At 64.2% G+C, this 22,673-nt stretch carries 23 protein-coding genes and 1 riboswitch; of the genes, 15 read left to right on the top strand and 8 right to left on the bottom strand.

Annotated elements, in window-relative coordinates:
* Positions 1 to 6: 6 nt before the first annotated feature.
* The 5 genes from ACX3P0_RS02315 to ACX3P0_RS02295 are packed head-to-tail and all read right to left on the bottom strand — an operon-like array spanning position 7 to position 3,994.
* On the bottom strand, positions 7 to 1,248 hold the full coding sequence (locus ACX3P0_RS02315; protein WP_459086254.1) for an NADH-quinone oxidoreductase subunit E: 1,242 nt from the start codon (positions 1,246 to 1,248) through the stop codon (positions 7 to 9).
* Positions 1,248 to 2,438, bottom strand: a complete 1,191-nt coding sequence (locus ACX3P0_RS02310) for an NADH-quinone oxidoreductase subunit D (protein WP_459078403.1) — start codon at positions 2,436 to 2,438, stop codon at positions 1,248 to 1,250. The genes ACX3P0_RS02315 and ACX3P0_RS02310 overlap by 1 nt, the downstream gene beginning before the upstream one ends.
* Before the next feature lie 8 nt (positions 2,439 to 2,446).
* Complete coding sequence (locus tag ACX3P0_RS02305) at positions 2,447 to 3,052, bottom strand: NADH-quinone oxidoreductase subunit C (RefSeq protein WP_459086252.1); 606 nt, start codon at positions 3,050 to 3,052, stop codon at positions 2,447 to 2,449.
* Between the two features lie 4 nt (positions 3,053 to 3,056).
* The gene (locus ACX3P0_RS02300; protein ID WP_459078405.1) at positions 3,057 to 3,638 is read right to left on the bottom strand and encodes a NuoB/complex I 20 kDa subunit family protein; all 582 of its coding nucleotides are present in this window, start codon (positions 3,636 to 3,638) and stop codon (positions 3,057 to 3,059) included.
* Positions 3,629 to 3,994, bottom strand: a complete 366-nt coding sequence (locus ACX3P0_RS02295) for an NADH-quinone oxidoreductase subunit A (protein ID WP_459086250.1) — start codon at positions 3,992 to 3,994, stop codon at positions 3,629 to 3,631. The genes ACX3P0_RS02300 and ACX3P0_RS02295 overlap by 10 nt, the downstream gene beginning before the upstream one ends.
* Positions 3,995 to 4,314: 320 nt before the next feature.
* Here ACX3P0_RS02295 and ACX3P0_RS02290 point away from each other — a divergent pair, with 320 nt between their 5' ends.
* From ACX3P0_RS02290 to ACX3P0_RS02255, 8 genes are all read left to right on the top strand, one after another.
* Entirely contained in the window at positions 4,315 to 5,541 is a 1,227-nt protein-coding gene (locus tag ACX3P0_RS02290) for a winged helix-turn-helix domain-containing protein (protein ID WP_459086248.1), read from the top strand.
* A gap of 2 nt (positions 5,542 to 5,543) precedes the next feature.
* Positions 5,544 to 5,745, top strand: a riboswitch (cobalamin riboswitch).
* 24 nt (positions 5,746 to 5,769) lie between these two features.
* Complete coding sequence (locus tag ACX3P0_RS02285; RefSeq protein ID WP_459078408.1) at positions 5,770 to 6,195, top strand: DUF1636 family protein; 426 nt, start codon at positions 5,770 to 5,772, stop codon at positions 6,193 to 6,195.
* A 2-nt stretch (positions 6,196 to 6,197) separates the two neighbouring features.
* Positions 6,198 to 7,229, top strand: a complete 1,032-nt coding sequence (gene cobW / locus ACX3P0_RS02280) for a cobalamin biosynthesis protein CobW (RefSeq protein ID WP_459086246.1) — start codon at positions 6,198 to 6,200, stop codon at positions 7,227 to 7,229.
* A 16-nt stretch (positions 7,230 to 7,245) separates the two neighbouring features.
* Positions 7,246 to 10,593, top strand: coding sequence for a cobaltochelatase subunit CobN (gene cobN / locus ACX3P0_RS02275; RefSeq protein WP_459086244.1), 3,348 nt, complete (start codon positions 7,246 to 7,248; stop codon positions 10,591 to 10,593).
* Positions 10,590 to 11,891, top strand: a complete 1,302-nt coding sequence (gene cobG, locus ACX3P0_RS02270) for a precorrin-3B synthase (protein ID WP_459086242.1) — start codon at positions 10,590 to 10,592, stop codon at positions 11,889 to 11,891. Before cobN ends, cobG begins: the two co-directional genes overlap by 4 nt.
* Positions 11,892 to 11,893: 2 nt before the next feature.
* A complete protein-coding gene (locus ACX3P0_RS02265; protein ID WP_459086241.1) occupies positions 11,894 to 12,526 on the top strand; it encodes a precorrin-8X methylmutase in 633 nt (210 codons plus the stop codon).
* Complete coding sequence (locus ACX3P0_RS02260; RefSeq protein ID WP_459086239.1) at positions 12,523 to 13,287, top strand: precorrin-2 C(20)-methyltransferase; 765 nt, start codon at positions 12,523 to 12,525, stop codon at positions 13,285 to 13,287. The genes ACX3P0_RS02265 and ACX3P0_RS02260 overlap by 4 nt, the downstream gene beginning before the upstream one ends.
* A complete protein-coding gene (locus ACX3P0_RS02255) occupies positions 13,284 to 14,048 on the top strand; it encodes a precorrin-3B C(17)-methyltransferase (protein WP_459086237.1) in 765 nt (254 codons plus the stop codon). Before ACX3P0_RS02260 ends, ACX3P0_RS02255 begins: the two co-directional genes overlap by 4 nt.
* Here the strand turns inward: ACX3P0_RS02255 and ACX3P0_RS02250 are convergent.
* On the bottom strand, positions 14,012 to 14,773 hold the full coding sequence (locus tag ACX3P0_RS02250) for a cobalt-precorrin-6A reductase (RefSeq protein WP_459086235.1): 762 nt from the start codon (positions 14,771 to 14,773) through the stop codon (positions 14,012 to 14,014). The genes ACX3P0_RS02255 and ACX3P0_RS02250 overlap by 37 nt on opposite strands.
* Before the next feature lies 1 nt (position 14,774).
* On the opposite strand from ACX3P0_RS02250, the gene cbiE reads away from it, so the two are divergent.
* From cbiE to cobT, 7 genes are read left to right on the top strand one after another with little or no spacing between them, the layout of a single operon-like run.
* Positions 14,775 to 16,004, top strand: a complete 1,230-nt coding sequence (gene cbiE / locus ACX3P0_RS02245; protein ID WP_459086234.1) for a precorrin-6y C5,15-methyltransferase (decarboxylating) subunit CbiE — start codon at positions 14,775 to 14,777, stop codon at positions 16,002 to 16,004.
* The gene (locus ACX3P0_RS02240) at positions 16,001 to 16,387 is read left to right on the top strand and encodes a cobalamin biosynthesis protein (protein ID WP_459078416.1); all 387 of its coding nucleotides are present in this window, start codon (positions 16,001 to 16,003) and stop codon (positions 16,385 to 16,387) included. Before cbiE ends, ACX3P0_RS02240 begins: the two co-directional genes overlap by 4 nt.
* The gene (gene cobM, locus ACX3P0_RS02235) at positions 16,384 to 17,148 is read left to right on the top strand and encodes a precorrin-4 C(11)-methyltransferase (protein WP_459086232.1); all 765 of its coding nucleotides are present in this window, start codon (positions 16,384 to 16,386) and stop codon (positions 17,146 to 17,148) included. Before ACX3P0_RS02240 ends, cobM begins: the two co-directional genes overlap by 4 nt.
* The gene (gene cobA / locus ACX3P0_RS02230; protein WP_459086230.1) at positions 17,145 to 17,942 is read left to right on the top strand and encodes a uroporphyrinogen-III C-methyltransferase; all 798 of its coding nucleotides are present in this window, start codon (positions 17,145 to 17,147) and stop codon (positions 17,940 to 17,942) included. Before cobM ends, cobA begins: the two co-directional genes overlap by 4 nt.
* Complete coding sequence (locus ACX3P0_RS02225) at positions 17,939 to 19,252, top strand: cobyrinate a,c-diamide synthase (RefSeq protein ID WP_459086228.1); 1,314 nt, start codon at positions 17,939 to 17,941, stop codon at positions 19,250 to 19,252. Before cobA ends, ACX3P0_RS02225 begins: the two co-directional genes overlap by 4 nt.
* Before the next feature lie 3 nt (positions 19,253 to 19,255).
* Positions 19,256 to 20,020, top strand: coding sequence for an adenosylcobinamide-GDP ribazoletransferase (locus ACX3P0_RS02220; RefSeq protein WP_459086227.1), 765 nt, complete (start codon positions 19,256 to 19,258; stop codon positions 20,018 to 20,020).
* Between the two features lie 24 nt (positions 20,021 to 20,044).
* Positions 20,045 to 21,055 carry a nicotinate-nucleotide--dimethylbenzimidazole phosphoribosyltransferase gene (cobT, locus tag ACX3P0_RS02215; protein ID WP_459086225.1) on the top strand — a complete coding sequence of 337 codons (1,011 nt, stop codon included), beginning with the start codon at positions 20,045 to 20,047 and terminating at the stop codon, positions 21,053 to 21,055.
* On the opposite strand, the gene ACX3P0_RS02210 is transcribed toward cobT, so the two are convergent.
* Both ACX3P0_RS02210 and ACX3P0_RS02205 read right to left on the bottom strand, forming a co-directional pair.
* Positions 21,056 to 21,793 carry a dienelactone hydrolase family protein gene (locus ACX3P0_RS02210; RefSeq protein WP_459078422.1) on the bottom strand — a complete coding sequence of 246 codons (738 nt, stop codon included), beginning with the start codon at positions 21,791 to 21,793 and terminating at the stop codon, positions 21,056 to 21,058.
* A gap of 93 nt (positions 21,794 to 21,886) precedes the next feature.
* Positions 21,887 to 22,570, bottom strand: a complete 684-nt coding sequence (locus ACX3P0_RS02205; RefSeq protein WP_459086224.1) for a hypothetical protein — start codon at positions 22,568 to 22,570, stop codon at positions 21,887 to 21,889.
* Positions 22,571 to 22,673 lie beyond the last annotated feature (103 nt).

Here is a 22,673-nt window from a genome sequence, read left to right as displayed (position 1 = left end):
CGTCCCTCAGACCGGCTTCTTGCCGAAGACGCGGATGTATTCGGCGACGCCGCCCTTGGCGAGCGCCTTGGCCTGCTTCACCCAATCCTCGCGCTCGACCCGGCCATGGAAATTGAGATAGCCGTCGACCCAGTCGCGTTCGGCCTTCTTCCAAGAAGCGACCTGCGCGAAAGTGAAGATACCAAGCGAATGCAAAATGCCTTCGTTCTTCGCCCCTACGCCGGAAATGAGCTTGAGGTCGTCCGCTGCCGCCGGCTTGGCGATGGCGGCGGGGCGATCCTTGTGTTCCAACGAAGGCTTAGCTGCAGGACCTTTCGTGCCGGCGACGTCGACGGCTACGCGCTTGAGTGTCTGTGGCGATTGATACGCGCCCTTCGGCGCCGCAGTCACCTTCAGCCCGGTACGCTGCTTGCCTTCGACGGCCTCGACAGCCGGCTCGGCCTTGTTGGCCTGTTTGGCGCTGAAAGTCGGCGAAGGCGACTTCGTCTCAGCGGCGGGTGCGGGCTTGGCCGGCGTTTTCAGTGCGGGATTGGTCTCCGCCTTGTCGGTCGCGGGCTTGGCGGCATCTGAAGGCGGAATTTTCGCGGCCTTGGAAGCAGCCTTTGCTTCCCTGTCGCGCGTCGACTTCAGAATGGCCTTCTCGTCGGTCAACGAGGTGAGTCCGCCAAACGGCTCCGAATTCATGCGGCCGTTCTGCGGACCGGGCGTCACCGTATTGCCCTTGCCCGCTTCAAATGCATCGATAATTTCGGACAGCCGTTCCGGCGTCAAATCCTCATAGGCATCCTTGAAAATCATCACCATCGGCGCGTTGACGCAAGCGCCCGGGCATTCGACCTCTTCCCACGACAGCGTGCCGCTATCGTTGGTGTGGAACTGGTCATCGTGGATTTTGGAGCGACACACATCCATCAAGTCGCCCGAGCCGCGCAGCATGCAGGGCGTGGTGCCGCAGACCTGCACATGGGCGCGGGTGCCGACAGGATTCAGCTGGAACTGCGTGTAGAAGGTCGCTACTTCCAGCCCGCGGATAAAGGGCATGTCCAGCATGGTACAGACCGACTCGATGGCCGCCTTCGTGACCCAGCCTTCCTGCTCCTGCGCGATCATCAAAAGCGGAATGATCGCAGACTGCTCGCGGCCCTTCGGATACTTCTTGATCCACTGCTTCACGGCCACCGTATTCGCCTGGTCGAAGGCGAAGCTTGCTGGCTGGACGCTGGCTTCTGCTAGACGGCGCACACTCATTAGCGATCGACCTCACCAAACACGATATCGAGGGAGCCGAGGATCGCGGTGACGTCCGCCAGCATGTGGCCGCGGCAGAGGAAATCCATGGCCTGCAAATGGGCAAACCCCGGCGCGCGCAGCTTGCAGCGATAAGGCTTGTTGGTGCCGTCCGAGACAAGATAGACGCCAAACTCGCCCTTCGGCGCCTCGACGGCCGCATAGACCTCGCCCGCCGGCACCTTGTAGCCCTCGGTGTAAAGCTTGAAGTGATGGATGAGCGCTTCCATCGAGCGCTTCATCGCGGCCCGCTTCGGCGGCACCACCTTGCCGTCGAGATTGGATACCGGCCCGGTGCCGTCCTTGCCAAGCAACCGGTCCACGCACTGGCGCATGATCCGCGCCGACTGGCGCATTTCTTCCATGCGGATCAGGTAACGGTCGAAACAGTCGCCGTTCTTGCCGACGGGGATGTCGAATTCCATCTCGTCATAGCATTCGTAGGGCTGCGACTTGCGTAAATCCCATGCGGCGCCCGAGCCGCGCACCATGACGCCGGAAAAGCCCCAGGCCCAGGCATCTTCCAGCGAAACGACACCGATGTCGGCATTGCGCTGCTTGAAGATACGGTTCGGCGTCAAAAGCACGTCAAGATCGTCGACGGACTTCAGGAACGGATCGATCCAGCGGCCGATGTCCTCGATCAGTTGCTCAGGCAGATCCTGATGCACGCCGCCTGGCCGGAAATACGCGGCATGCATGCGCGAGCCGGAAGCGCGCTCGTAGAAAACCATCAGCTTTTCGCGCTCGACGAAGCCCCACAGCGGCGGCGTCAGCGCACCGACGTCCATGGCCTGCGTCGTCACGTTGAGCAGGTGCGACATGATGCGGCCGATCTCGGAAAAGAGAACTCGGATCAGTTGCCCGCGCTTCGGCACCTCGATACCGAGCAGGCGCTCGACGGCGAGCGCGAACGCATGCTCCTGATTCATCGGCGCGCAATAATCGAGCCGGTCGAGATAGGGCACAGCCTGGAGATAGGTCTTGTGCTCCATCAGCTTTTCGGTGCCGCGATGCAGCAGTCCGATATGCGGATCGACACGGTCCACGACCTCGCCGTCCAGTTCGAGCACAAGGCGCAAAACGCCGTGGGCCGCCGGATGCTGCGGGCCGAAGTTGATGTTGAAATTACGTACCGACGTTTCGGCCATAGTTTGCCTCAGTTCGCCTTGGCTTTCTCGTCGCCCGGCAGCACGTAGTCCGTGCCTTCCCATGGCGAGAGAAAATCAAAATTGCGGAATTCCTGCTTCAATTCCACCGGCTCGTAGATGACGCGCTTGGCCTCGTCGTCATAGCGCACCTCGACAAAGCCGGTCAGCGGAAAATCCTTGCGCAGCGGGTGCCCTTCGAAACCGTAATCGGTAAGGATGCGCCGCAAATCCGGGTGACCGGAAAACAGGATGCCGTAAAGATCGTAAGTCTCGCGTTCGAACCAGTCGGCGCCAACAAATACGCCGGTAATCGACGGCACCAGCGTATCCTCATTCGCCAAAACCTTGATGCGAATGCGATGGTTCAAATGCGGCGACAAGAAGTGGTAAACCACCTCGAAACGGTCAGGGCGCGATGGGTAATCCGCCCCGCAAACATCGATGATGGATATGAACCGGCATTTCGGATCGTCGCGCAGGAAAGTCGCCACATGGACGATGTCGGCGGCCTTCACCGTCAGCGTCAGGTCGCCATAGGCGACGACGCTTTCGAGGACGTCCGCACCGACGGTTGCCGCGATATGATCCGCCAGGTCGTAAAGTAGGTCGCTCATGCGCTCACCGTTCGATCGTGCCGGTACGGCGGATTTTCTTCTGCAGCAGAAGAAGGCCGTACATCAACGCTTCCGCACTGGGCGGACAGCCGGGCACATAAATATCCACGGGCACGATGCGGTCGCATCCGCGCACCACCGAATAGGAATAATGATAATAGCCGCCGCCATTGGCGCAGGAACCCATGGAGATGACGTAGCGTGGCTCCGGCATCTGGTCGTAAACCTTGCGCAGCGCCGGCGCCATCTTGTTGGTCAGCGTGCCCGCCACGATCATCACGTCCGACTGGCGCGGCGATGCGCGCGGCGCGATTCCGAAACGCTCGCTGTCATAGCGCGGCATGGCGGAGTGGATCATTTCCACCGCGCAGCAGGCCAGGCCGAAGGTCATATACATCAGCGAGCCCGTGCGCGCCCACGTAATCAATGCCTCGGTCGAGGTGACGAGAAAACCCTTGTCGGAAAGCTCGTCGTTGATGCCCAGGAAAAACGGATCGTCCGCGCCGACCGGCTTGCCCGTGTTCGGATCGAGAATACCCTTGGGACGCGGCGCGACCAGCGTGCCGGAACTGTCGTTCAATCCCATTCCAGCGCTCCCTTTTTCCACTCATAGGCGAAGCCGATGGTCAGCACCGCCAAAAACACCATCATCGACCAGAAGCCGAGCATGCCGATCTCGCCGAAGGAGACCGCCCATGGAAACAGGAAAGCCACCTCAAGATCGAAGATGATGAACAGGATCGACACCAGGTAAAAGCGGACGTCGAACTTCATGCGGGCATCGTCGAAGGAATTGAAGCCGCATTCATAGGCCGAAAGCTTTTCCGGATCGGGGCTGCGGAAGGCCACCATGAACGGTACGGCCAGCAAGGCCAGACCGACAACCAGCGCCACGCCGATGAAAATGACGATGGGCAGGTATGAACTGATAAGCGCGTTCATGCTCCAACTTCCCGATGCGGCCAATCCGCCTTGATCTATAGCACCATTCTCGAACACGGAAACGCGACGCGCGTGCTGAACCGGTTTAGAGCCTATGCTGCAACGCGGCGAGGGTTAGCGCAGCACTCCGGGCGAAGCAAGTCAAACCTTGTTCAAAATACGGTATCGGAATGGCGTCGGTGGGTAAACTGGCCCGATTGGCGCGCGTTTGATTTCCTTCTTTTTTTACTCCACTTTTATCTCCTGACATTCCTGTACCGGATGCCTGTTACCATGCGTGGAATCACCGCCCCCAAGCTCAAGGATTGCCCGGAACCGGCATGAAGGAAAACATATCGCTCCGGCTCGCGCGCCGCATAGCGCTTGCTGCACAAGGCTTCTGTGACACGCGGCCAGCCGGCACGCCGGACCGCCGGCATTTTTCGCGCGTTTTGTCGCGGACCGGCCTGTTGCAGATCGATTCCGTCAGCGCCGTGATCCGCGCGCACTACATGCCGCTTTATTCCAGGCTCGGCCCCTACCCGCTTTCGCTGCTCGACAATGCTGCCATTTCACGAAAACGTGCAGTCTTCGAGTATTGGGCGCACGAAGCTTCCTACCTTCCGGTCGAAACCTGGCCGTTGATGCGCTGGCGCATGGCGCGGGCGGAGCGCGGCGACGGCATGTATGGCGGCCTCGCCAAATTCGGCCGCGAACGCGCCGCCTATATAGAAGACATTTTTCGCGAAATCGTGGCGCGCGGGCCGATTGCCGCATCCGAGCTTGACGGCCAGAAAGGTTCCGGCGGCTGGTGGGGTTGGAGCGAGGCTAAGCACGCCTTCGAATGGCTGTTCTGGGCCGGGCGCATCACCACCGCCTATCGGCGCGGCTTCGAGCGATTCTACGACCTGCCCGAACGCGTGCTGCCGCAGGCGGTCCTGGCCCTGCCCACGCCCTCGCCCGCCGACTCCCATCGCGAACTGCTGCGCATCTCGGCCCGCGCCCACGGCGTCGCCACCGCCAACTGTTTACGCGATTATTTTCGTCTCTCTCCTGCCGACATGAAGGGCCGGCTGGAAGAACTGGTCGATGAAGGCGAAATTCTGCCTGTCCGCGTCGAGGGCTGGAACAAGCCGGCCTATCTCCAGAAGGACGCCCGTATGCCGCGTAAGGTCGAGGCGCGCGCCATGCTCGCGCCTTTCGATCCGCTGGTGTTCGAGCGCTCGCGCGCCGAAAGCCTGTTCGACTTCCGCTACCGGATCGAAATCTACACGCCGGCCGAAAAGCGCCAGTATGGCTACTATGTGCTGCCTTTCCTGCTCGGCGATAAAATCGCTGCCCGCGTCGACCTCAAGGCCGACCGCCCGGCAAGCGTGCTGCGCGTCCACGCCGCCTACGCCGAAGCGACCGCACCCACAGACGCCGCCGCCCATCTTTTCGAGGAACTGAAGCAGATGCAGGGCTGGCTCGGCCTTGAACATATCGAAATCACGCCGGCCGGCGATCTCGGACCGGCGCTGGCCGACATCGCGCTGTCGCATCGACACGTTGACACGGCCTCTCACTAACGCCTAAATCCGCTCCAGACGGTCTCCTCTTTTCACAGGGAGGAGCGAAGAGGGAATGCGGTGCGCGACGAAAGTCGCAAATCCGCGGCTGTCCCCGCAACTGTAAGCGACGAGCCAAGGCCGAATGCCACTGGGATTTTCCTGGGAAGGCGGCCAAGGCGATGACCCGCGAGCCAGGAGACCTGCCGTCTGCGAGAAATAATCCGATAGCCTGGCGGGTTTCCGGGCATGGAGCAGGTCTTGAACCAGAACGGCAATTTTCCGGCTGAGTCCGCCGATATTCTATCCGGTATCGAGGCGACGATCATCGTCTGTTCATCGTGCCGCGACGAAACCGGCTCGGATGCCCGTCCCAGCGCAGGCGAGACGTTGGCGGAAAATACACGCCGCGCCGCTATCGACGAAAACATCCATATCCGCACCGTCGAATGCCTTGGCAACTGCAAGCGCCGCCTCAGCGCAGCCATCCTGCGCGACGGCTGCTGGAGCTATGTTTTCGGCGACCTGACCGTAACCAGCGGCCCCGATCTCGTCGCCGGCGCAAAACTCTTCGCCACGTCCAGCGACGGCCTCATCCCCTGGCGCGGCCGCCCCGATTCGCTGAAACGCGGCCTCGTCGCACGCATCCCTCCCCTTGCCACGCTGAAGGACTGACCATGACCGCATCCCGTGTTCCCTGCACCGTCATCACCGGCTTTCTCGGTTCGGGAAAAACCACGCTGGTTCGCCATTTGCTGGAGAACTCCAGCGGCAAGCGGCTGGCCCTCATCGTCAACGAATTCGGAGACATCGGCGTCGACGGCGATATTCTTAAAGGCTGCGGCATCGACACCTGCCCCGAGGAAAATATCGTCGAACTCGCCAATGGCTGCATCTGCTGCACGGTCGCCGACGATTTCGTGCCCGCGCTCGACCGTATCCTGTCGCTCCAGCCCCCTGTCGATCACATCCTGATCGAAACGTCCGGCCTTGCCCTGCCGAAACCGCTGGTTCAGGCATTCCAGTGGCCGACGGTCAAAAGTCGCGTCACTGTCGACGGTGTCATCGCCGTGGTCGATGGCGCAGCGCTCTCCGCCGGTCAGGTCGCTTCCGACATGGATGCGCTGGCCGCCCAGCGCGCCGCCGACCCGACGCTCGACCATGACGATCCGGTCGAGGAAGTGTTCGAGGATCAGGTCGCCTGCGCCGATCTCATCATCCTGTCCAAGAGCGATCTCATGGACGATGCCGCCATGGCGCGCGCCAACGACATCATCGCCAAGAGCCGTGCCCGCGCCGTCAAAACCCTGCCGGTCTCGCAAGGCAAGGTCGATCCGTCGGTGCTGCTCGGTCTCGGCCTCGCCGTCGAAGACGACATCGAAAACCGCTGGAGCCATCACGACGGCATGGGCGGTCATGAGCACGACGATTTCGATTCGATCATCATCGACATCCCCTCGATCGCGAACCCCGACGACCTCGCCAAGCGCGTCATCGCCGCCGCCGAACAGGAAAACGTGCTGCGCGTGAAAGGTTTTGTCGAAGTGTCCACCAAGCCGATGCGGCTTTTGCTGCAAGCGGTCGGCCCCCGCGTCACTCACTATTACGACCGCGTCTGGACGCCCGAAGACGACCGCCGCTCGCGCCTGGTGGTCATCGGCCTGAAAGGGTTGAACCGCCCCGTCATCGAGAAAATATTGATCGGATAAAGTCGGCGCGCCGCCCATGCACATTCTGACCACCACTTCCGCCTCGCTCGACGATCTCGCCGAGCCTGTCGATCTGCGGCAGACGCCGGCGGATGTGGTGGCGCTGTCCTTCACCGATAGTGATCTGGCCGGTCTGGCGGCTGCATGGCAGGCCGACGCGCAGCGCTTGCCGTCGATGCGGCTCGCGCCCTTGCGCGATTTGCGCCATCCCATGTCCGTCGATCTATGGATCGACAGCGTTGCGCAGCATGCAAAGGTCATCCTAGTCCGTATTCTTGGCGGCTATGACTGGTGGCGCTACGGCTGCGACCAGTTGGCTTCCATCGCGCGCGCTCGCGGCATTAAACTGGCGCTGCTGCCCGGCGAATGCCGCGACGAGGACTTGCGGCTGATCGAGGCCTCCACCCTGCACCGCGCCGAACTCGAGGCCCTGCTCGACTATTTTCGCGAAGGCGGCCCCGCCAACATGGCAGCCCTGGTGCATCGCCTGGCGAAATTGGCCGGAACAGATATTTCCGCCGCCGAGCCGGTCACAGTACCCAAGGCCGGCTATTACGAGCCGGGCAAGGGCGTCGTCGAAGTGCCCTGCATAGAGGGCGAAACAGCCGCCGTCGTTCCCATTCTCTTCTATCGCTCGATGCTGCTGGCGGCCGATATCGCCCCCATCGATTCCTTGACCGAAGCGCTCCGGCAGCGCGGCATGACGCCTGTTCCCATCTTCGTCTCCAGCCTGAAGGACCCGGCCTCGCTTGCCGTCGTCGAAACCGCTCTTACCACGCTGAACCCCTCTGCCATCGTCGCCGCCACGGCCTTCGCCTCGGGTGCTGAACCGGGCAGCCAGACGCTGTTCGACCGCGCCGGCGTGCCGGTATTCCAGGTAATCGTGGCAACGACGCGCCGCGATATCTGGCAAGAAAACCAGCGCGGCCTCGCCCCCGCCGATCTCGCCATGCACGTGGTCCTGCCCGAACTTGACGGCCGTATCCTGGCCGGCGCGATCTCGTTCAAGGGCGAGATGGACACCAATCCGGCGCTCGGTTTGCGCGCGCTCGCCAACCGCCCCGAACCCGACCGCGTCACGCAAGTGGCGGATCGGATAAAAGCCTTCGTCCGCCTGCAACGCACCCCGCGAGCCGAGCGCAAGCTTGCGATCCTGATCCCCGACTATCCAAGCGCACCCGGTCGCACCGGTTATGCGGTGGGTCTCGATGTGCCTTCCAGCGTTCTAGCCATGCTGCACGACATGAAAGACCACGGCTATGCCGTTGAAGCGATTCCGCAATCGCCTCGCGCGCTGCTGGAACTGCTGGAGCGCGGCAGCCACGGTTTGAGCACCTCCGACTATTTTGCCTTGTCCGAAGAACTGCCCGCCGCCGCATGCGAGGCCGTCGAGGCAGCTTGGGGAAAACTGAACACGACCCACCCCCAAATACCCTTCCGCGCCGCCACCTTCGGCAATGTCACCGTAACACTGGCTCCCGATCGTGGACGCTCCGCCGACCGCCGCGCCGACTATCACGACCCGACGCTGCCGCCGCGCCATGAACTGCTCGCCTTCGGCCTGTGGCTGCGAAGGGTGCTTGGCGTCCATGCCATCGTCCATGTCGGTGCGCATGGCACGCTGGAATGGCTACCCGGCAAGACGGTCGCCATGAGCGAAAATTGCTTTCCCGAGATCGTCACCGGCTCGCTTCCCGTCGTCTATCCCTTCATCGTTTCCAATCCGGGCGAGGCAGCACAGGCCAAGCGCCGCATTTCAGCCGTGACACTCGGGCACCTGCCGCCGCCGCTGATGGAAGCCGGACTGGACGAAAACCAGCAGAAGCTCGAGCGCTTGGTGGACGAGTATGCGCAAGCCGACGGCCTCGACCGCCGCCGCCGCGACCTGCTGGCCAAGCTGATCGTCGAAACCGCCGCGCAAACCAACCTCGCCAAGGAAGCGGGCGTCGCGAAAACCGATGCGCCCGACGAAGCCCTGCGCCGCATCGATGCCTGGCTGTGCGACCTGAAGGATTTCGCCATCAAGGACGGCCTGCATATTTACGGCCGCTCGCCCAAAGACGAGGCTGATCCCTTGCGCCGCCAGAGCACTGCCTCCGAGAAAGACGCGCTGATCGCCGCGCTCGACGGCAAGCACATCGCCGCCGGCCCGGCGGGTGCGCCGGCGCGTGGCCGTACCGACGTGCTGCCGACCGGGCGCAATCTGTTTACCGCCGACCCGCGCACCATGCCGACGCCCACGGCGTTCGACATCGGCAAGGCGGCCAGCGACGAAATCGTGCTCAGCTACATGCAGGCGCATGGTGACTACCCGCGCTCGCTGGTCATCGATCTGTGGGGTTCGGCATCGCTGCGCACCGGCGGCGAGGAAATCGCGCAAGGCCTGGCGCTGATGGGATGCCGCCCGCAATGGGATGCCGCCACCGGCCGCGTCACCGGCATCGAGGTGTTGCCGCCCGCTTTGCTTGGACGCCCGCGCGTCGACGTTACCTGGCGCATTTCCGGCCTGTTCCGCGACATGTTCCCGACGCAGATCGCGCTGATCGACGCTGCCGCTAATGCCGTCGCCACCCGCGACGAGGACGATTCGGAAAACCCGCTCGCCGCCGAAACCCGCGCCGCCGGAAGAATCAGCCCCCGCATTTTCGGCTCGTCGCCCGGCACCTATGGCGCGGGCGTCGAAGACCTTCTGTCCAGCGGCGACTGGAGCACCCGCGAAGAAATCGGCCAGGCCTATCTCGCAGCCGCGTCGCACGCCTATGGCGGCGCAAACGGCGAAGGTATTTCCATGCCGGGCGCGTTCGCTGAACGCATCGCCGAGGCCGACCTCCTCGTCCACACCGGCGACGACCCCGGCCGCGACATTCTGGAAGGCTCCGCCGACGTCGCCTTCATCGGCGGCTTTTCGGCGGCGCTGGCAGCACTTGGCAAAAATGCCGACGTCATCGTGCTCGACACCACCGACCCGCAACGCCCCCGCCCCCGCTCGATTTCTCAAGCCGTTTCGCGCGTCGTGCGGGCACGCGCCGTCAACAAGCGTTTTATCGACGGCCAGATGCGCCACGGCCCGCGCGGCGCTTCCGAATTAGCCGAAACGGTCGACCGCCTGGTCGGTTTTGCCGAGACGACGAACACCATTCAAGGCGAACTCATCGAGGCGCTGCACGACGCCTATGTCGGCGACCCGGAAGTTCGGGCGTTCATCCTGCGCGAAAACCCGGCGGCCGCCAAATTCATTGCCGAGCGTTTCCTGTCGGCCCGGCGGCGCGGCCTGTGGCACCCGCTGCGCAATTCCATCGACGACGACCTCGCCGCCCTCATTGCCGAAGCGACAACGCCCAACGAAGTGGAGGCGGCGGAATGAACGCCTTCACCCGGCGCGGCGCATGCCCGGCCCTGTCCGCACCAATGCAGACTGGCGACGGTTTGCTGGTTCGCCTCAATCCCGCAACCGACGGGCTCGCCCCGAATGAATTGATCGACCTGTGTGAAGCGGCACAGCGCCACGGCAACGGCATCATGGAAATCACCGCGCGCGGCAGCCTTCAGATACGCGGCCTAACGGCGGAAAGCGCCCAGCAATTGGAGTTGGAGGTGGACGCGCTCGGTATCCCGGTCCGCACCGGCGTACCGGTGGAAACCGGCCCGCTGGCCGGGCTTGATCCGGACGAGATCGCCGACCCGCGCCCCCTGGCGCAAGCGATCCGCAAAACGATTGCGGATACCGGCCTCTCCTCGCGTCTAGGGCCGAAAGTCTCCGTCGTGATCGACGGCGGCGGCCGGTTGACGATGGATGACATCCTTGCCGATATACGACTGACCACGCAGCGCCAAGACGGCGAGGTCATGTGGCGCCTCGCCATCGCCGGCAGCGCGATGACTGCCAAGCCGATCCGTTCGATGAACACCCCCGAAGCGCCGAGCGCCGTCCTTTCCATCCTGCAAGCGATTGCCGCATTGGGCCTCGAAGGCCGCGCCAAGGATTTGCTGGCCATCACGCCTGCCGCTCTAACGGTCCCTCGCGAAAACCGTTCACCCGTCGCCATCTTTCCTCTCGCCGATGACGCTTTTGCCGTCGGCATTGGCCTGCCCTTCGGATCGATGATGGCAAAAAAAATCATCGCGCTTGCCCGCGAGGCCAGCGCCCTCGGCGCAACGGAAATCCGCCTTGCGCCGCAGCGTGCGCTGCTTTTTCCCAAGCTTTCCAAAGCTGCCTGCCAAAAGCTGCAAGCGCGCGCCGCCGAACTCGGCTTCGTCACCAGTTCCACCGACCCGCGCACGAAAATCGCGGCATGCCCCGGTGCGCCAGCCTGCGCCTCGGGCCTGATCGCCACGCGCGAAATCGCCGATGAAATCGCGGGAAAACTTGCCGAATTGTTCGACCCGTCCTTTACGCTGCACATCTCCGGCTGCGCCAAGGGATGCGCGCACCCTGCCCCTGCGACCCTGACCCTGGTCGGCGACGAAAAGGGAGCCGGCCTTGTCGTGGACGGAACGGCAAAAAGCCTTCCTGTCGGCTACAGGCCACGCTATGACGCGGCACATGGCATCGGCCGCGTTGCAACGGCAATGCGCGCCGCTCACCGACCTGTCGAATCTACAGTCGCCGGCCTTGCACGGCTCGGCATTTCGGGCATCGCTCAAGCATACCGACAGGATTGAAAATGGCCGCCTACGACTATATCCACGACGGCACCGCGATCTATGAGCGCTCCTTCGCCATCATCCGTTCCGAGGCCGATCTTTCGCGCTTTTCGGAAGCCGAGGCCGATGTTGCCGTCCGCATGATCCACGCCTGCGGCCTGGTCGAGGCGGCTCAACACTTCGTATTCTCGGAAAATTTCGTCGCCGCTGCCCGTGCCGCCTTGCTGGCCGGCGCGCCGATCTTTTGCGATGCCGAGATGGTGGCGCGCGGCGTCACCGCTGCCCGCCTGCCCGCTGGAAACGAGGTGATCTGCACGCTACGCGACCCAAGCACGGCGCAACTGGCCAAGGAAATCGGCAATACCCGCTCCGCCGCCGCAATCGACCTGTGGGGTGAGCGCATGGCGGGGGCGGTCGTCGCCATCGGCAACGCGCCGACCGCGCTGTTTTACCTGCTGGAGAAACTGCGCGACGGCGCGCCGAAACCCGCCGCCATCATCGGCATGCCGGTCGGCTTCGTCGGTGCCGCCGAATCCAAGGATGCGTTGGCCGAAAATTCCTATGGCGTTCCCTACGCCATCGTTCGCGGCCGGCTTGGCGGCAGCGCCATGACCGCCGCCGCCCTCAACGCACTGGCGAGGCCCGGCCTATGACCACATCAGCACAAGGCCGCCTGATCGGCGTCGGCACCGGCCCCGGCGATCCCGAACTGCTGACGCTGAAGGCGGTGCGCGCGCTGGCCGAGGCCGATGTCGTCGCACATTTCGCCAAGCGCAACGCCAATGGCAATGCCCGCGCCATCGTCCATGGCCATATGAAGCCCGGAATTGTCGAACTGCCGCTCTACTATCCGGTCACCACCGAGATCGACAAGGATCACGACGACTACAAGGCGCAGATCCTGGCCTTCTACGAGCAGTCGGCCGCCGCCGTCGCCGCCCATCTCGATGCGGGCCGCACCGTTGCCGTACTGTCCGAGGGCGACCCGCTTTTCTACGGCTCCTACATGCATCTGCATGTGCGGCTGGCGCATCGTTTTCCGACCGAGGTTATTCCGGGCGTGACCGCCATGTCCGGCTGCTGGTCGGCGACCAGCCAACCCATCGTGCAGGGCGACGACGTGCTGACGGTGCTGCCCGGCACCATGAGCGAGGCCGAATTGACGCGCCGCCTGTCCGACACCGACGCAGCCGTCATCATGAAGGTCGGCCGCAATTTGCCGAAAATCAGGCGTGCACTGCAAGCATCGGGGAAGCTGGAAAAGGCCGTCTATGTCGAGCACGGCACCATGGCCAACGGCGCCTCCATGAAGATGACCGACAAGACCGATGACAAGGCCCCCTATTTCACCATCATATTGGTGGCCGGCTGGGTGAACCGTCCGGGTGAACTCACCTCAGGAGTGGTGCTGTGAGCGGGCGTCTGACCGTCATCGGCCTTGGCCCCGGCAACGCCAGCCAGGTCACGCCCGAGGCCACGCAAGCCGTCGCGGAAGCCGAATTCTTCTATGGCTACAAGCCCTATGTCGACCGGCTCGACCTGCGCGCCGACCAAGTGCGTGTCGCTTCCGACAACCGCGAGGAACTGGCCCGCGCCAGGGACGCGCTGATCAAGGCATCGCAAGGCCACCGCGTCGCCGTCGTTTCCGGCGGCGATCCCGGCGTGTTCGCCATGTCGGCGGCGATCTGCGAGGCGATCGAGGCCGGCCCGGCCGAATGGCGCACCATCGAGCTTTCCTTCATCCCCGGCATCACCGCGATGCTGGCCGTCGCCGCGCGCATCGGCGCGCCGCTCGGCCATGATTTCTGCGCCATCTCGCTGTCCGACAATCTGAAACCTTGGGACCTGATCGAACTGCGCCTGCTGGCGGCGGCGGGCGCGGGCTTCGTCATCGCGCTCTACAACCCGATCAGCAAGGCGCGCCCCTGGCAGCTTGGCCGCGCTTTCGAATGCCTGACCGCGATCCTGCCCGGCACCACGCCCGTCATCTTCGGCCGCGCCGCCGGCCGCCCCGACGAGCGCATCGAAACTTTTCTGCTGGCAGATGCCGACGCCACGAAAGCCGACATGGCAACCTGCATCATCATCGGCTCGCCGGAAACACGCATCATCAAGCGCGGCGACAAGCCGGCGCTGGTCTACACGCCGCGTTCGGCCACCGGGGCCAGGCAATGATCGATCATCTCGATCAGGGCCTCGACGGTTTCAGCGGAAGGCACATCCGGCAGGATCGGCCGTCGAACCATGATCACCTCGATGCCCAGCGCCCGCGCGGCCGCGATCTTGCCATAGGTGGCGAGCCCGCCGCTATTCTTGGAAACCATGACATCGATCCGGTGATCGACCAGCAGCGCGCGTTCCTCCGCTTCAGGAAACGGCCCGCGCGCCAGAACATAGGCAGCACTGGGAACAGCCAGCGGCGGCGTTACCGGATCGACGCTGCGCACAAGATAATGGTGCTGGGGTGCGGCCTCGAAAGCCGCAACTTCCTGCCGGCCAAGCGCGAGAAAAACTCTTTTGGGCTCCGTGCCCAACGCAGCGACTGCGCCGGCAACGTCGTCCGCAAGAATCCAGCGGTCGCCCGCGCCCTGTTCCCAACCGGGACGGCGCAGTGCCAGGATCGGCACGCCGGCCTTGTGCGCGGCGTCAGCGGCATTGGCCGAAATGCACGCCGCGTAAGGATGCGTGGCATCGACCAGCAGGTCGATTTTTTCTCCGGCCAGATAGGCGACCAGCCCGTCTACCCCGCCAAAACCGCCGACGCGCGTCGGCACGCCCTGCGCGACCGGATTTTCGGTGCGGCCGGCCAGCGAGAGCGTCACGGTGTGACGCATGGCGAGCTTGGCGGCCAGTTGCCTTGCTTCCGTGGTTCCGCCGAGGATCAGAATACGGTGGGTCATCATGCCTACTGAACATCAATCGCGCCCCGCCTGGCTAAGCGTCATCGGCATCGGCGAGGACGGTGTAGCGGGTCTGGGCGACGAGGCCAAGCGGCTGATTGCTGAAGCCGAATTCGTCTTCGGCGGCAAGCGCCACCTCGAACTGGCCCACTCCCTTGTCATGGGAGTACTCCACCAGTGGCCGACGCCCTTCGATGCGGAAATGCGTGATGTGCTGGCGCTTGTCGGGAAAAAGGTCTGCGTGCTGGCGTCCGGCGATCCGTTCCTGCATGGCGTCGGCGTCACGCTGGCGCGCAAGGTGCCGGTCAGCGAAATGCATGTCATTCCCGCACCGTCGAGCTTTTCGCTTGCCGCAGCACGGCTTGGCTGGGCGCTACAAGACGTCGAGACCATTTCACTGCACGGCAAGCCGATCGACCTGATCCGCCCACTGCTTCACGCTAAAACCCGCATTCTCGCGCTGACCTCCGATGCCGATGCGCCGAAGGCAATCGCGAAGCTTCTGACCGAAACAGGTTTCGGCCCCTCGAAGCTGACGGTGCTTGAGGCACTCGGAAGCCCGGAAGAGCGCATCAGCACCGCGCGCGCCGATTCCTTAACCATCGAAAATATCAATCCACTCAACGTGATAGCGCTCGAACTTGAATCAGAATCAGACGCGAGAATCCTGCCGCTGACAGTCGGCCTGACCGATCATCTGTTCGAGCATGACGGCCAGATCACCAAGCGCGAAATCCGTGCCGTCACGCTTTCCTCGCTTGCACCGCGTCGCGGTGAATTGCTGTGGGACATCGGTGCTGGCTCCGGCTCGATTTCCATCGAATGGATGCTGGCGCATCCCTCGCTGCGCGCCATCGCCATCGAGGCCGACCCGACACGCGCCGCCCGCATCCGCCGCAACGCTGCTGCCTGCGGCGTTCCCGGCCTCGCCACTGTCGAAGGTTCTGCCCCGCAGGCCCTTGCCGGTTTGCAACAGCCCGACGCGATCTTCATCGGAGGCGGCGGCACCGACGCCGACGTTCTGGACACCGCCATTCGCGCCCTAACCACCGGCGGGCGTCTGGTCGCCAACGGAGTAACGCTGGAAATGGAAGCGCTACTGCTGGCCCGCCGTGCCAGCCTTGGCGGCGAGCTGACGCGCCTTTCCATTTCGCGCGCGTCGCCCGTCGGCAGCATGCTGGCTTGGCGGCCCGCCATGCCCGTCACGCAATGGAGTTGGGTCAAGCCATGATCGTTGCAGGCATCGGCTGCAAAAAGGGCGTCGGCGCGAATGACGTGCGCGCCGCCATCGACGCGGCCCTCGCGGAACACGGCCTATCGACGGCAGACCTTTCCGCACTTGCCACCGCCCATTTCAAGCAGGCCGAGGTCGCCATCACGGCGGTTGGGCAAGCGCTTCGCTTGCCTGTTCTTCTGGTTGACAGAGCCGCATTACGGGCCGTGTCGCTGCGCGCGCTCACCCGCTCGGAGCATTCTCTCGCAGCCACAGGCTCGCCATCCGTGTCGGAAACCGCAGCCCTTGCCGCCGCAGGGCAACACGCGGAACTGCTCGGATCGCGCGTGGCGGTGGGCGGCGTAACCTGCGCCATAGCGACGAACGGAGCCCACGCATGACCGTCCATTTCATCGGCGCCGGACCGGGTGCGCCCGACCTCATCACCCTGCGCGGGGCAAGGCTGCTCGCCGATTGCCCGGTCTGTCTCTATGCAGGCTCGATCGTTTCGCCGGAACTGCTTCAGCATTGTTCGCCGGGCACAAAGATTATCGACACCGCGCCGCTGTCGCTCGACGAAATCGAAGCCGCCTACCTCGCCGCGCACGAGGCCGGCCACGATGTCGCCCGGCTGCATTCCGGCGATCTTTCGGTGTGGAGCGCGGTTGCCGAACAAATCCGCCGGCTGGAAAAGCACGGCATCGCCTATACGCTGACGCCTGGCGTGCCGGCCTTCGCCGCCGCTGCTGCAGCGCTTCGCCGCGAACTGACCATTCCCGAACTGGCGCAGAGCCTGGTGCTTACCCGCGTTTCCGGCCGCGCCTCGAAAATGCCGCCGGGCGAGACGCTGGCCGCTTTCGGCCGCACGGGTACTACCCTGGCCATACATCTGGCCATCCATGCCATCGACCGCGTCGTGGCTGAACTCAGCCCGCTTTACGGTGCCGATTGCCCGGTCGCCATCGTGTTTCGCGCCTCCTGGCCCGACGAGCGCGTGCTGATAGGCACGCTGGAAACGATCGAGGCGCAACTGGCGGCCGACCCGATGGAGCGCACCGCGATCATCTTCGTCGGCCGCTCGCTGGCCGCGCAGGAATTTGCGGAAAGCTCACTCTACGATGCCTTCTACCAGCGCCGCTTTCGCGGACGGGACGGATTATGAGCGCAACCACAGCCCTTGCCGGCGCTCTCGCCCGCCTCAACGCCCCGCTCCGTTCGCTGGAGCCGGGCCATGTCTGGCTGGCGGGTGCGGGTCCGGGCGACCCGAGCCTGCTGACGCTCGACGTGCTGAGCGCGCTTGCGCAAACCGATGCGCTGGTGCACGACGCGCTGGTGTCGCCCGAAATCGTCGCTGTCGCCGAACAGGCCGAGAAATTCTATGTGGGAAAACGTGGCGGCCGGCTGTCGATCCCGCAACGCGACATCAACGCCCTGCTGGTCAAGCTGGCGAAGGAAGGCCGCAAGGTGGCGCGCCTCAAGGGAGGGCACCCTTACGTCTTCGGGCGCGGCGGCGAAGAGGCGCTGGCGCTGGTTGAAAACGACATTCCCTACCGCGTGCTGCCCGGCATCACGTCCGCCTTCGGGGGGCTTACATCCGCCGGCATTCCCGCCACCATGCGTGGCGTCAACGGCGCGGTGATCCTGGCAACCGGCTTCGCCGCCGTGTCCGACGACCGGCCCGATTGGGCAGCCCTTGCCGGCACCGGCCACCCGCTCATCATCTATATGGGCCTGACCCACATGGCAGCGACAATCGCAGATCTGCGCGCCGGCGGGCTGGCGGCAGACACACCGGCGGCCCTGATCGAAAACGCCACCCTGCCCGGCGAACGCACGGTGGTCGCTACGCTCGGCACGCTGGCGGAAGCCGCAGTGCGGGAAAACGTGGTTTCCCCCGCCTTGATCGTCGTCGGCGGCATTGTCGCGATGCGGGCTGAACTGGCGCAAAAATCATGACCGCGAAGGCGATCATCATCGGCGCGCCGCGCTCCGGCTCCGGAAAAACCAGCGTCACCATCGGCATATTGCGCGCGCTGTCCCGGCGCGGCATCCGCGTGCGCGGCGCGAAATCCGGCCCGGACTACATTGACCCCGGCTTCCATGCTGCCGCGACCGGCCTTCCCGGTGTCAATCTGGACAGTTGGGCGATGACGCCGAGCCTGCTCAACGGGCTTGCGTCGCAGGCGTCCGACGATGCGGAATTCATCGTGCTCGAAAGCGCCATGGGCCTGTTCGACGGCATCCCGTCAACGCCCGGCCGCACCGGCGCCGCTGCCGATCTCGCTGCCCTTTACGGCGTCCCGGTGCTGCTGGTTCTGGACGTGTCGGGCCAGTCCACGACGGTAGCCGCCGTCGCAAAAGGCTTCGCGACCTACCATCCGGACGTGCGGATGGCGGGCGTAGTGCTCAACCGACTTGGCAGCGAACGCCACCGCAAACTCTGTACTGACGCGGTCGAGGCGCTTGGCCTGCCGGTGGTCGGCGCGATCCTGCGCGACCCGACACTTTCCATGCCAGAGCGGCATCTCGGGCTCGTTCAGGCAAGCGAACATACCGATCTGCTGGCCTTCATCGACCGAATGGCCGACATGGTCGAGGCCTCCATCGATCTCGACGCGGTGATGCGCCTGGCGGCTCCGCTCGCGCCCATCGGCGGCGACTTTGACGACGCGCTGCAACCGCCCGGCCAGCGTATCGCATTGGCGCAGGACACCGCGTTCACCTTCCTCTATCCGCATGTCGCCGCGCATTGGCGCGAGGTCGGCGTCGAAGTCGTGCCGTTCTCGCCGCTGGCCGATGAAGCGCCGCGCATGGATTGCGACGTCTGCTGGATACCGGGCGGCTATCCCGAGCTTCATGCCGGCAAATTAGCCGCTGCGCATAATTTCCGTGCCGGCATCCAGAAATTCGCGCAGGAGAAACCTGTCCATGGCGAGTGCGGCGGCTTCATGGTTCTGGGCGAGGTGCTGGAGGACGCAGCTGGCAAAAACCACAGGATGCTCGGCCTGCTCGGCCACTCGACCAGCTTCGCCAAGCGCAAGATGAACCTCGGCTATCGGCAGGCTCGGTTGCTCGCCGACTGCCCGCTGGGCGTTCGAGGCACGCAGGTGCGCGGCCATGAATTCCACTATGCGCGCATGATTTCCCCCGGCAATGACGACCCGCTCGCCGACCTTTCCGATGGACAAGGCAATCCGCTCGGCACCTCCGGCTACCGGCGCGGCCATGTCAGCGGCGCATTCTTCCACGCCATCGCGAAGGCCTGAACGATGAACCAGCCAAGCCCCCGCCAAGCACTTGCCGACATCGCGCTCAGCCTTGTCTTCTTCACGCGCCTGCCCTTGCCCATCATCGATTTTCGCGGCCGCACGCTGGCGCAGGCGATCTGGGCGGCCCCCATTGCCGGTTTGGCGGTCGCGCTCATCGGTGGCGCGATCTACACTGTTGCGACTTTTTGCGGCCTCGCTGCCGCGCCGTCCGCCGCTCTGACGCTGGCCTCGATGGCGCTCGCCACCGGCTGCCTGCATGAAGACGGCCTGTCGGATGTTGCCGACGGGTTCGGCGGCGGGAAGTCGCGGGAACAAAAGCTGGAGATCATGCGCGACAGCCGCATCGGCGCGTATGGCGCGGTGGCGCTAGGCCTCTCGCTGCTGATCCGCTGGAGCGCGCTGTCCGAACTCACCGGCATCTCGCATGCCCTGTGCGCCCTCATCCCCGCGCATATGGCTTCCCGCGCACTGGCCGGCGCGTTCATGCACATGCTGCCGCCTGCCCGCGCCGATGGCTTGTCGGCCGGTGCGGGAACGGTCTCGCTCGAAATCGCCGGCGTCGGCGCGATCCTCGGTGCGCTAGCGCTATTCTTTCTGGGCATAAGCGGCGCGGTCGTCGCCCTTGTCCTGTTGGCCGCGCTGTTCTTCGGCTTTCGCCTGATCTGCCTGAAACAGGTCGGCGGCCACACCGGCGATACGGTCGGCGCGCTTCAGCAACTGAGCGAGATCGTCATCCTGCTGGTTGCCTCCGTTTTTCTTTCCTGACTCATTGTTGGAGATTTTTGTCCCATGCCCTTCAAATCGCTCGAAGAATTGCGCACGGCCTGCCTCGACCTCCCGGCTGGCGACGAGAAAATGGCGGCTTCCGCCAGAAGCCGCCAGGACACATTGACCAAGCCGCAAGGCAGCCTTGGCAGACTGGAAGAGATCGCTTCATGGCTGGCGCGCTGGCAGGGCCAAGCCATACCGAAACTGGACCGCGTCAAGGTATTCGTGTTCGCCGGCAACCATGGCGTCACCGCGCAAGGTGTTTCGGCCTTTCCGTCGGAAGTGACGGTGCAGATGGTCGCGAATTTTGCAGGCGGCGGGGCCGCCATCAACCAGTTGGCCCGGATCGCCGGCGCGGAACTTGCCGTCATCCCGCTCGATCTTGACCACCCGACCGGCGATTTCACGCAAACCCCGGCAATGGAAACCGATGCATTCCTTGCTGCCGTATCGGTCGGCTATGACGCGGTGAACGCGGATCTCGATCTGGTCTGTTTCGGCGAGATGGGCATCGGCAACACGACGCCCGCCGCCGCGATTTCAGCCGCCCTGTTCGGCGGCGGCGCGCAGCAATGGACCGGGCGCGGCACCGGCGTCGACGACGCAGGCCTCAACCGGAAGGTTTCGGCCATTGAGACCGGGCTGAAGCGCCATGCCGGAGCGCTTTCCGATCCACTGGCGGTTGCCGCGGCACTGGGTGGGCGCGAACTTGCCGCCATTTTGGGCGCGACGCTTGCCGCGCGCCATCACGGCATCCCGGTATTGCTCGACGGCTTCGTCTGTTCGGCAGCCGTCGCACCGCTGGCCAAGTTGCATCCTTCCGGCCTTGCCCATACGCTGGCCGCGCATGTATCGGCGGAAGCCGGCCACCGCCGCCTGCTTGAAGTGCTCAACCTGCCGCCGCTGCTCGATCTCGGCATGCGGCTTGGTGAAGGCTCGGGAGCCTGCCTGGCCGTCAACATCGTGCGCTCGGCGCTGGAATGCCATGCGCGCATGGCGAGTTTCGCCGAGGCTGGTGTGTCGGAGAAGTAGTTACGCCAGCGCTTCGGCGAAAAAGCCGGTGAGCCGCTTCCAATGGCGCTCCGCGCCGGCCTCGTCATAGACGCTGTGGTCCGGCACGCACCAGCCATGCGCCATGCCGACATAGTTCTCGATGATGTGGTCGACTTCCGCCGTTCGAAATGCTTCGGCCAGACGTGCGGATTGCTCGGGCGGGAAGCTCTTGTCGATGCCAGCGCTGCCGACATAGACCCGCGCCTTGATCCGTGCGGCATTGTGATAAGGGCTGTCACCCGGGTCGCTGGCGAGATTGCCGCCATGAAAACTGGCGGCGGCCCCGATACGATCCGGAAAGGCGGCGGCGGCGTTCAGCGCACGCGCCCCGCCCATGCAGTAGCCGACCGCGCCGATGGGGCCGGTCGCGCCTTCCCGATCCAGTGCGTCTAGAAACGCCCCGGTGTCGGCCTGTGTCATCGCCTGCGTTGTGCCGGCCAGCATGCCGCGAAGCTGTGTAGCGGTCGGATCTACGGCAAATGCAGTCCTGGCGTCGAAGGGGCCATAGGGCGCATTGCGATAGAAGAGATCCGGCACCAGCACGACATAGCCTTCTCCGGCCAGCCGCTCCGCCATCCCGTCGAGCGCCGGGCGCGGGCCGAAGGCATCCATGTAGAAAATAACACCCGCGCCGGCGGAAACATCGTTGGCAGGCCGAAAGAGGCCGGCCTTGGCCATGCCGTCGTCCGTCTTGATCTCGATTTCTTTCTTCGGCATGCCGCCCTCCGCTGTTTCAGGCGATAGATACCCGTGTATTGGCCCGGTGCAAGCCAGTCCGGGAGGCTGCGCTTCAACATTTCGTGCGGGATGTTACCGTGAGAAAGCCGCCATGTGAAATGCCTGCATTTCCGCCGGATAGCGATACGCGGTGCCATAGGGGCAGGCATTGCGGTCGAGGCATCCGCCCGTGCGGCAGGCGTGACCGTTTGCGCCACGTACAAGCGACAGGCATCGTTCATAGGCGAAGCCGCCCACCGAATATGCATCGACAGGACAGGCTTTCAGGCAAGGTTTTCCGACACATGCGTCGCAAAGATGATTCGCGCTCTTAACAGGAAAATCGAACGCGATATCGAACAGCAACGCGCCGCGATAGGCATGCCACAGCCCGTATTCGGGGTGCATGAGGATCCCAAGTGGCGAGGATTTCAGGCCCTCGGCCCGCATCGCCCATTGCTGGAACGGGAGATAGGGCTGGTCATTGGGGCCGACCGCCCGCGCGCCCGTCTCCGTCGCGACGGCCCCGATCACCTCGCGCGACCAGCTATCGAGAGGATTTTTCAGGCCGGGAGGCTGTCCCTCGCGCCAGCGCGAAAAATGCGGCCAGGACGAGCCGCCTGCCTGCCCGACCAGCAGGACGGATTTTGCCGGCAGGCCGGAAGGACCGGGCGGCGGCTCGTCGTTGGCGTCAAAAACGAAGCCGCCGCGCGGAGTTAGCCCATTTTCAGCAAGGCCGACCGCAATTTCGGCAAGGAGAGCGCGGCCAGGACTCATGGCGTCAAGGTCAACGCTGCTTCTTGTCGGGGTCAGAGAACGCGCTCCGCCAGACTTCCTTGTGAATAATGTTGGCCACTTTAGCCCGGCCTGTATCGGGCTC

It is taken from the genome of Mesorhizobium sp. A556, assembly GCF_054489545.1.
The sequence above is the reverse complement of the archived record's forward strand: the minus strand, read 5'-3'. Positions and strand labels throughout refer to the sequence as shown.

What these genes read in the sequence shown, in the direction of transcription:
- ACX3P0_RS02315 (WP_459086254.1), bottom strand. Translation starts at nt 1,248, where the DNA reads ATGAGTGTGCGCCGTCTAGCAGAAGCCAGCGTCCAGCCAGCAAGCTTC.
- ACX3P0_RS02310 (WP_459078403.1), bottom strand. Translation starts at nt 2,438, where the DNA reads ATGGCCGAAACGTCGGTACGTAATTTCAACATCAACTTCGGCCCGCAG.
- ACX3P0_RS02305 (WP_459086252.1), bottom strand. Translation starts at nt 3,052, where the DNA reads ATGAGCGACCTACTTTACGACCTGGCGGATCATATCGCGGCAACCGTC.
- ACX3P0_RS02300 (WP_459078405.1), bottom strand. Translation starts at nt 3,638, where the DNA reads ATGGGATTGAACGACAGTTCCGGCACGCTGGTCGCGCCGCGTCCCAAG.
- ACX3P0_RS02295 (WP_459086250.1), bottom strand. Translation starts at nt 3,994, where the DNA reads ATGAACGCGCTTATCAGTTCATACCTGCCCATCGTCATTTTCATCGGC.
- ACX3P0_RS02290 (WP_459086248.1), top strand. Translation starts at nt 4,315, where the DNA reads ATGAAGGAAAACATATCGCTCCGGCTCGCGCGCCGCATAGCGCTTGCT.
- ACX3P0_RS02285 (WP_459078408.1), top strand. Translation starts at nt 5,770, where the DNA reads ATGGAGCAGGTCTTGAACCAGAACGGCAATTTTCCGGCTGAGTCCGCC.
- cobW (WP_459086246.1), top strand. Translation starts at nt 6,198, where the DNA reads ATGACCGCATCCCGTGTTCCCTGCACCGTCATCACCGGCTTTCTCGGT.
- cobN (WP_459086244.1), top strand. Translation starts at nt 7,246, where the DNA reads ATGCACATTCTGACCACCACTTCCGCCTCGCTCGACGATCTCGCCGAG.
- cobG (WP_459086242.1), top strand. Translation starts at nt 10,590, where the DNA reads ATGAACGCCTTCACCCGGCGCGGCGCATGCCCGGCCCTGTCCGCACCA.
- ACX3P0_RS02265 (WP_459086241.1), top strand. Translation starts at nt 11,894, where the DNA reads ATGGCCGCCTACGACTATATCCACGACGGCACCGCGATCTATGAGCGC.
- ACX3P0_RS02260 (WP_459086239.1), top strand. Translation starts at nt 12,523, where the DNA reads ATGACCACATCAGCACAAGGCCGCCTGATCGGCGTCGGCACCGGCCCC.
- ACX3P0_RS02250 (WP_459086235.1), bottom strand. Translation starts at nt 14,773, where the DNA reads ATGACCCACCGTATTCTGATCCTCGGCGGAACCACGGAAGCAAGGCAA.
- cbiE (WP_459086234.1), top strand. Translation starts at nt 14,775, where the DNA reads ATGCCTACTGAACATCAATCGCGCCCCGCCTGGCTAAGCGTCATCGGC.
- ACX3P0_RS02240 (WP_459078416.1), top strand. Translation starts at nt 16,001, where the DNA reads ATGATCGTTGCAGGCATCGGCTGCAAAAAGGGCGTCGGCGCGAATGAC.
- cobM (WP_459086232.1), top strand. Translation starts at nt 16,384, where the DNA reads ATGACCGTCCATTTCATCGGCGCCGGACCGGGTGCGCCCGACCTCATC.
- cobA (WP_459086230.1), top strand. Translation starts at nt 17,145, where the DNA reads ATGAGCGCAACCACAGCCCTTGCCGGCGCTCTCGCCCGCCTCAACGCC.
- ACX3P0_RS02225 (WP_459086228.1), top strand. Translation starts at nt 17,939, where the DNA reads ATGACCGCGAAGGCGATCATCATCGGCGCGCCGCGCTCCGGCTCCGGA.
- ACX3P0_RS02220 (WP_459086227.1), top strand. Translation starts at nt 19,256, where the DNA reads ATGAACCAGCCAAGCCCCCGCCAAGCACTTGCCGACATCGCGCTCAGC.
- cobT (WP_459086225.1), top strand. Translation starts at nt 20,045, where the DNA reads ATGCCCTTCAAATCGCTCGAAGAATTGCGCACGGCCTGCCTCGACCTC.
- ACX3P0_RS02210 (WP_459078422.1), bottom strand. Translation starts at nt 21,793, where the DNA reads ATGCCGAAGAAAGAAATCGAGATCAAGACGGACGACGGCATGGCCAAG.
- ACX3P0_RS02205 (WP_459086224.1), bottom strand. Translation starts at nt 22,570, where the DNA reads ATGAGTCCTGGCCGCGCTCTCCTTGCCGAAATTGCGGTCGGCCTTGCT.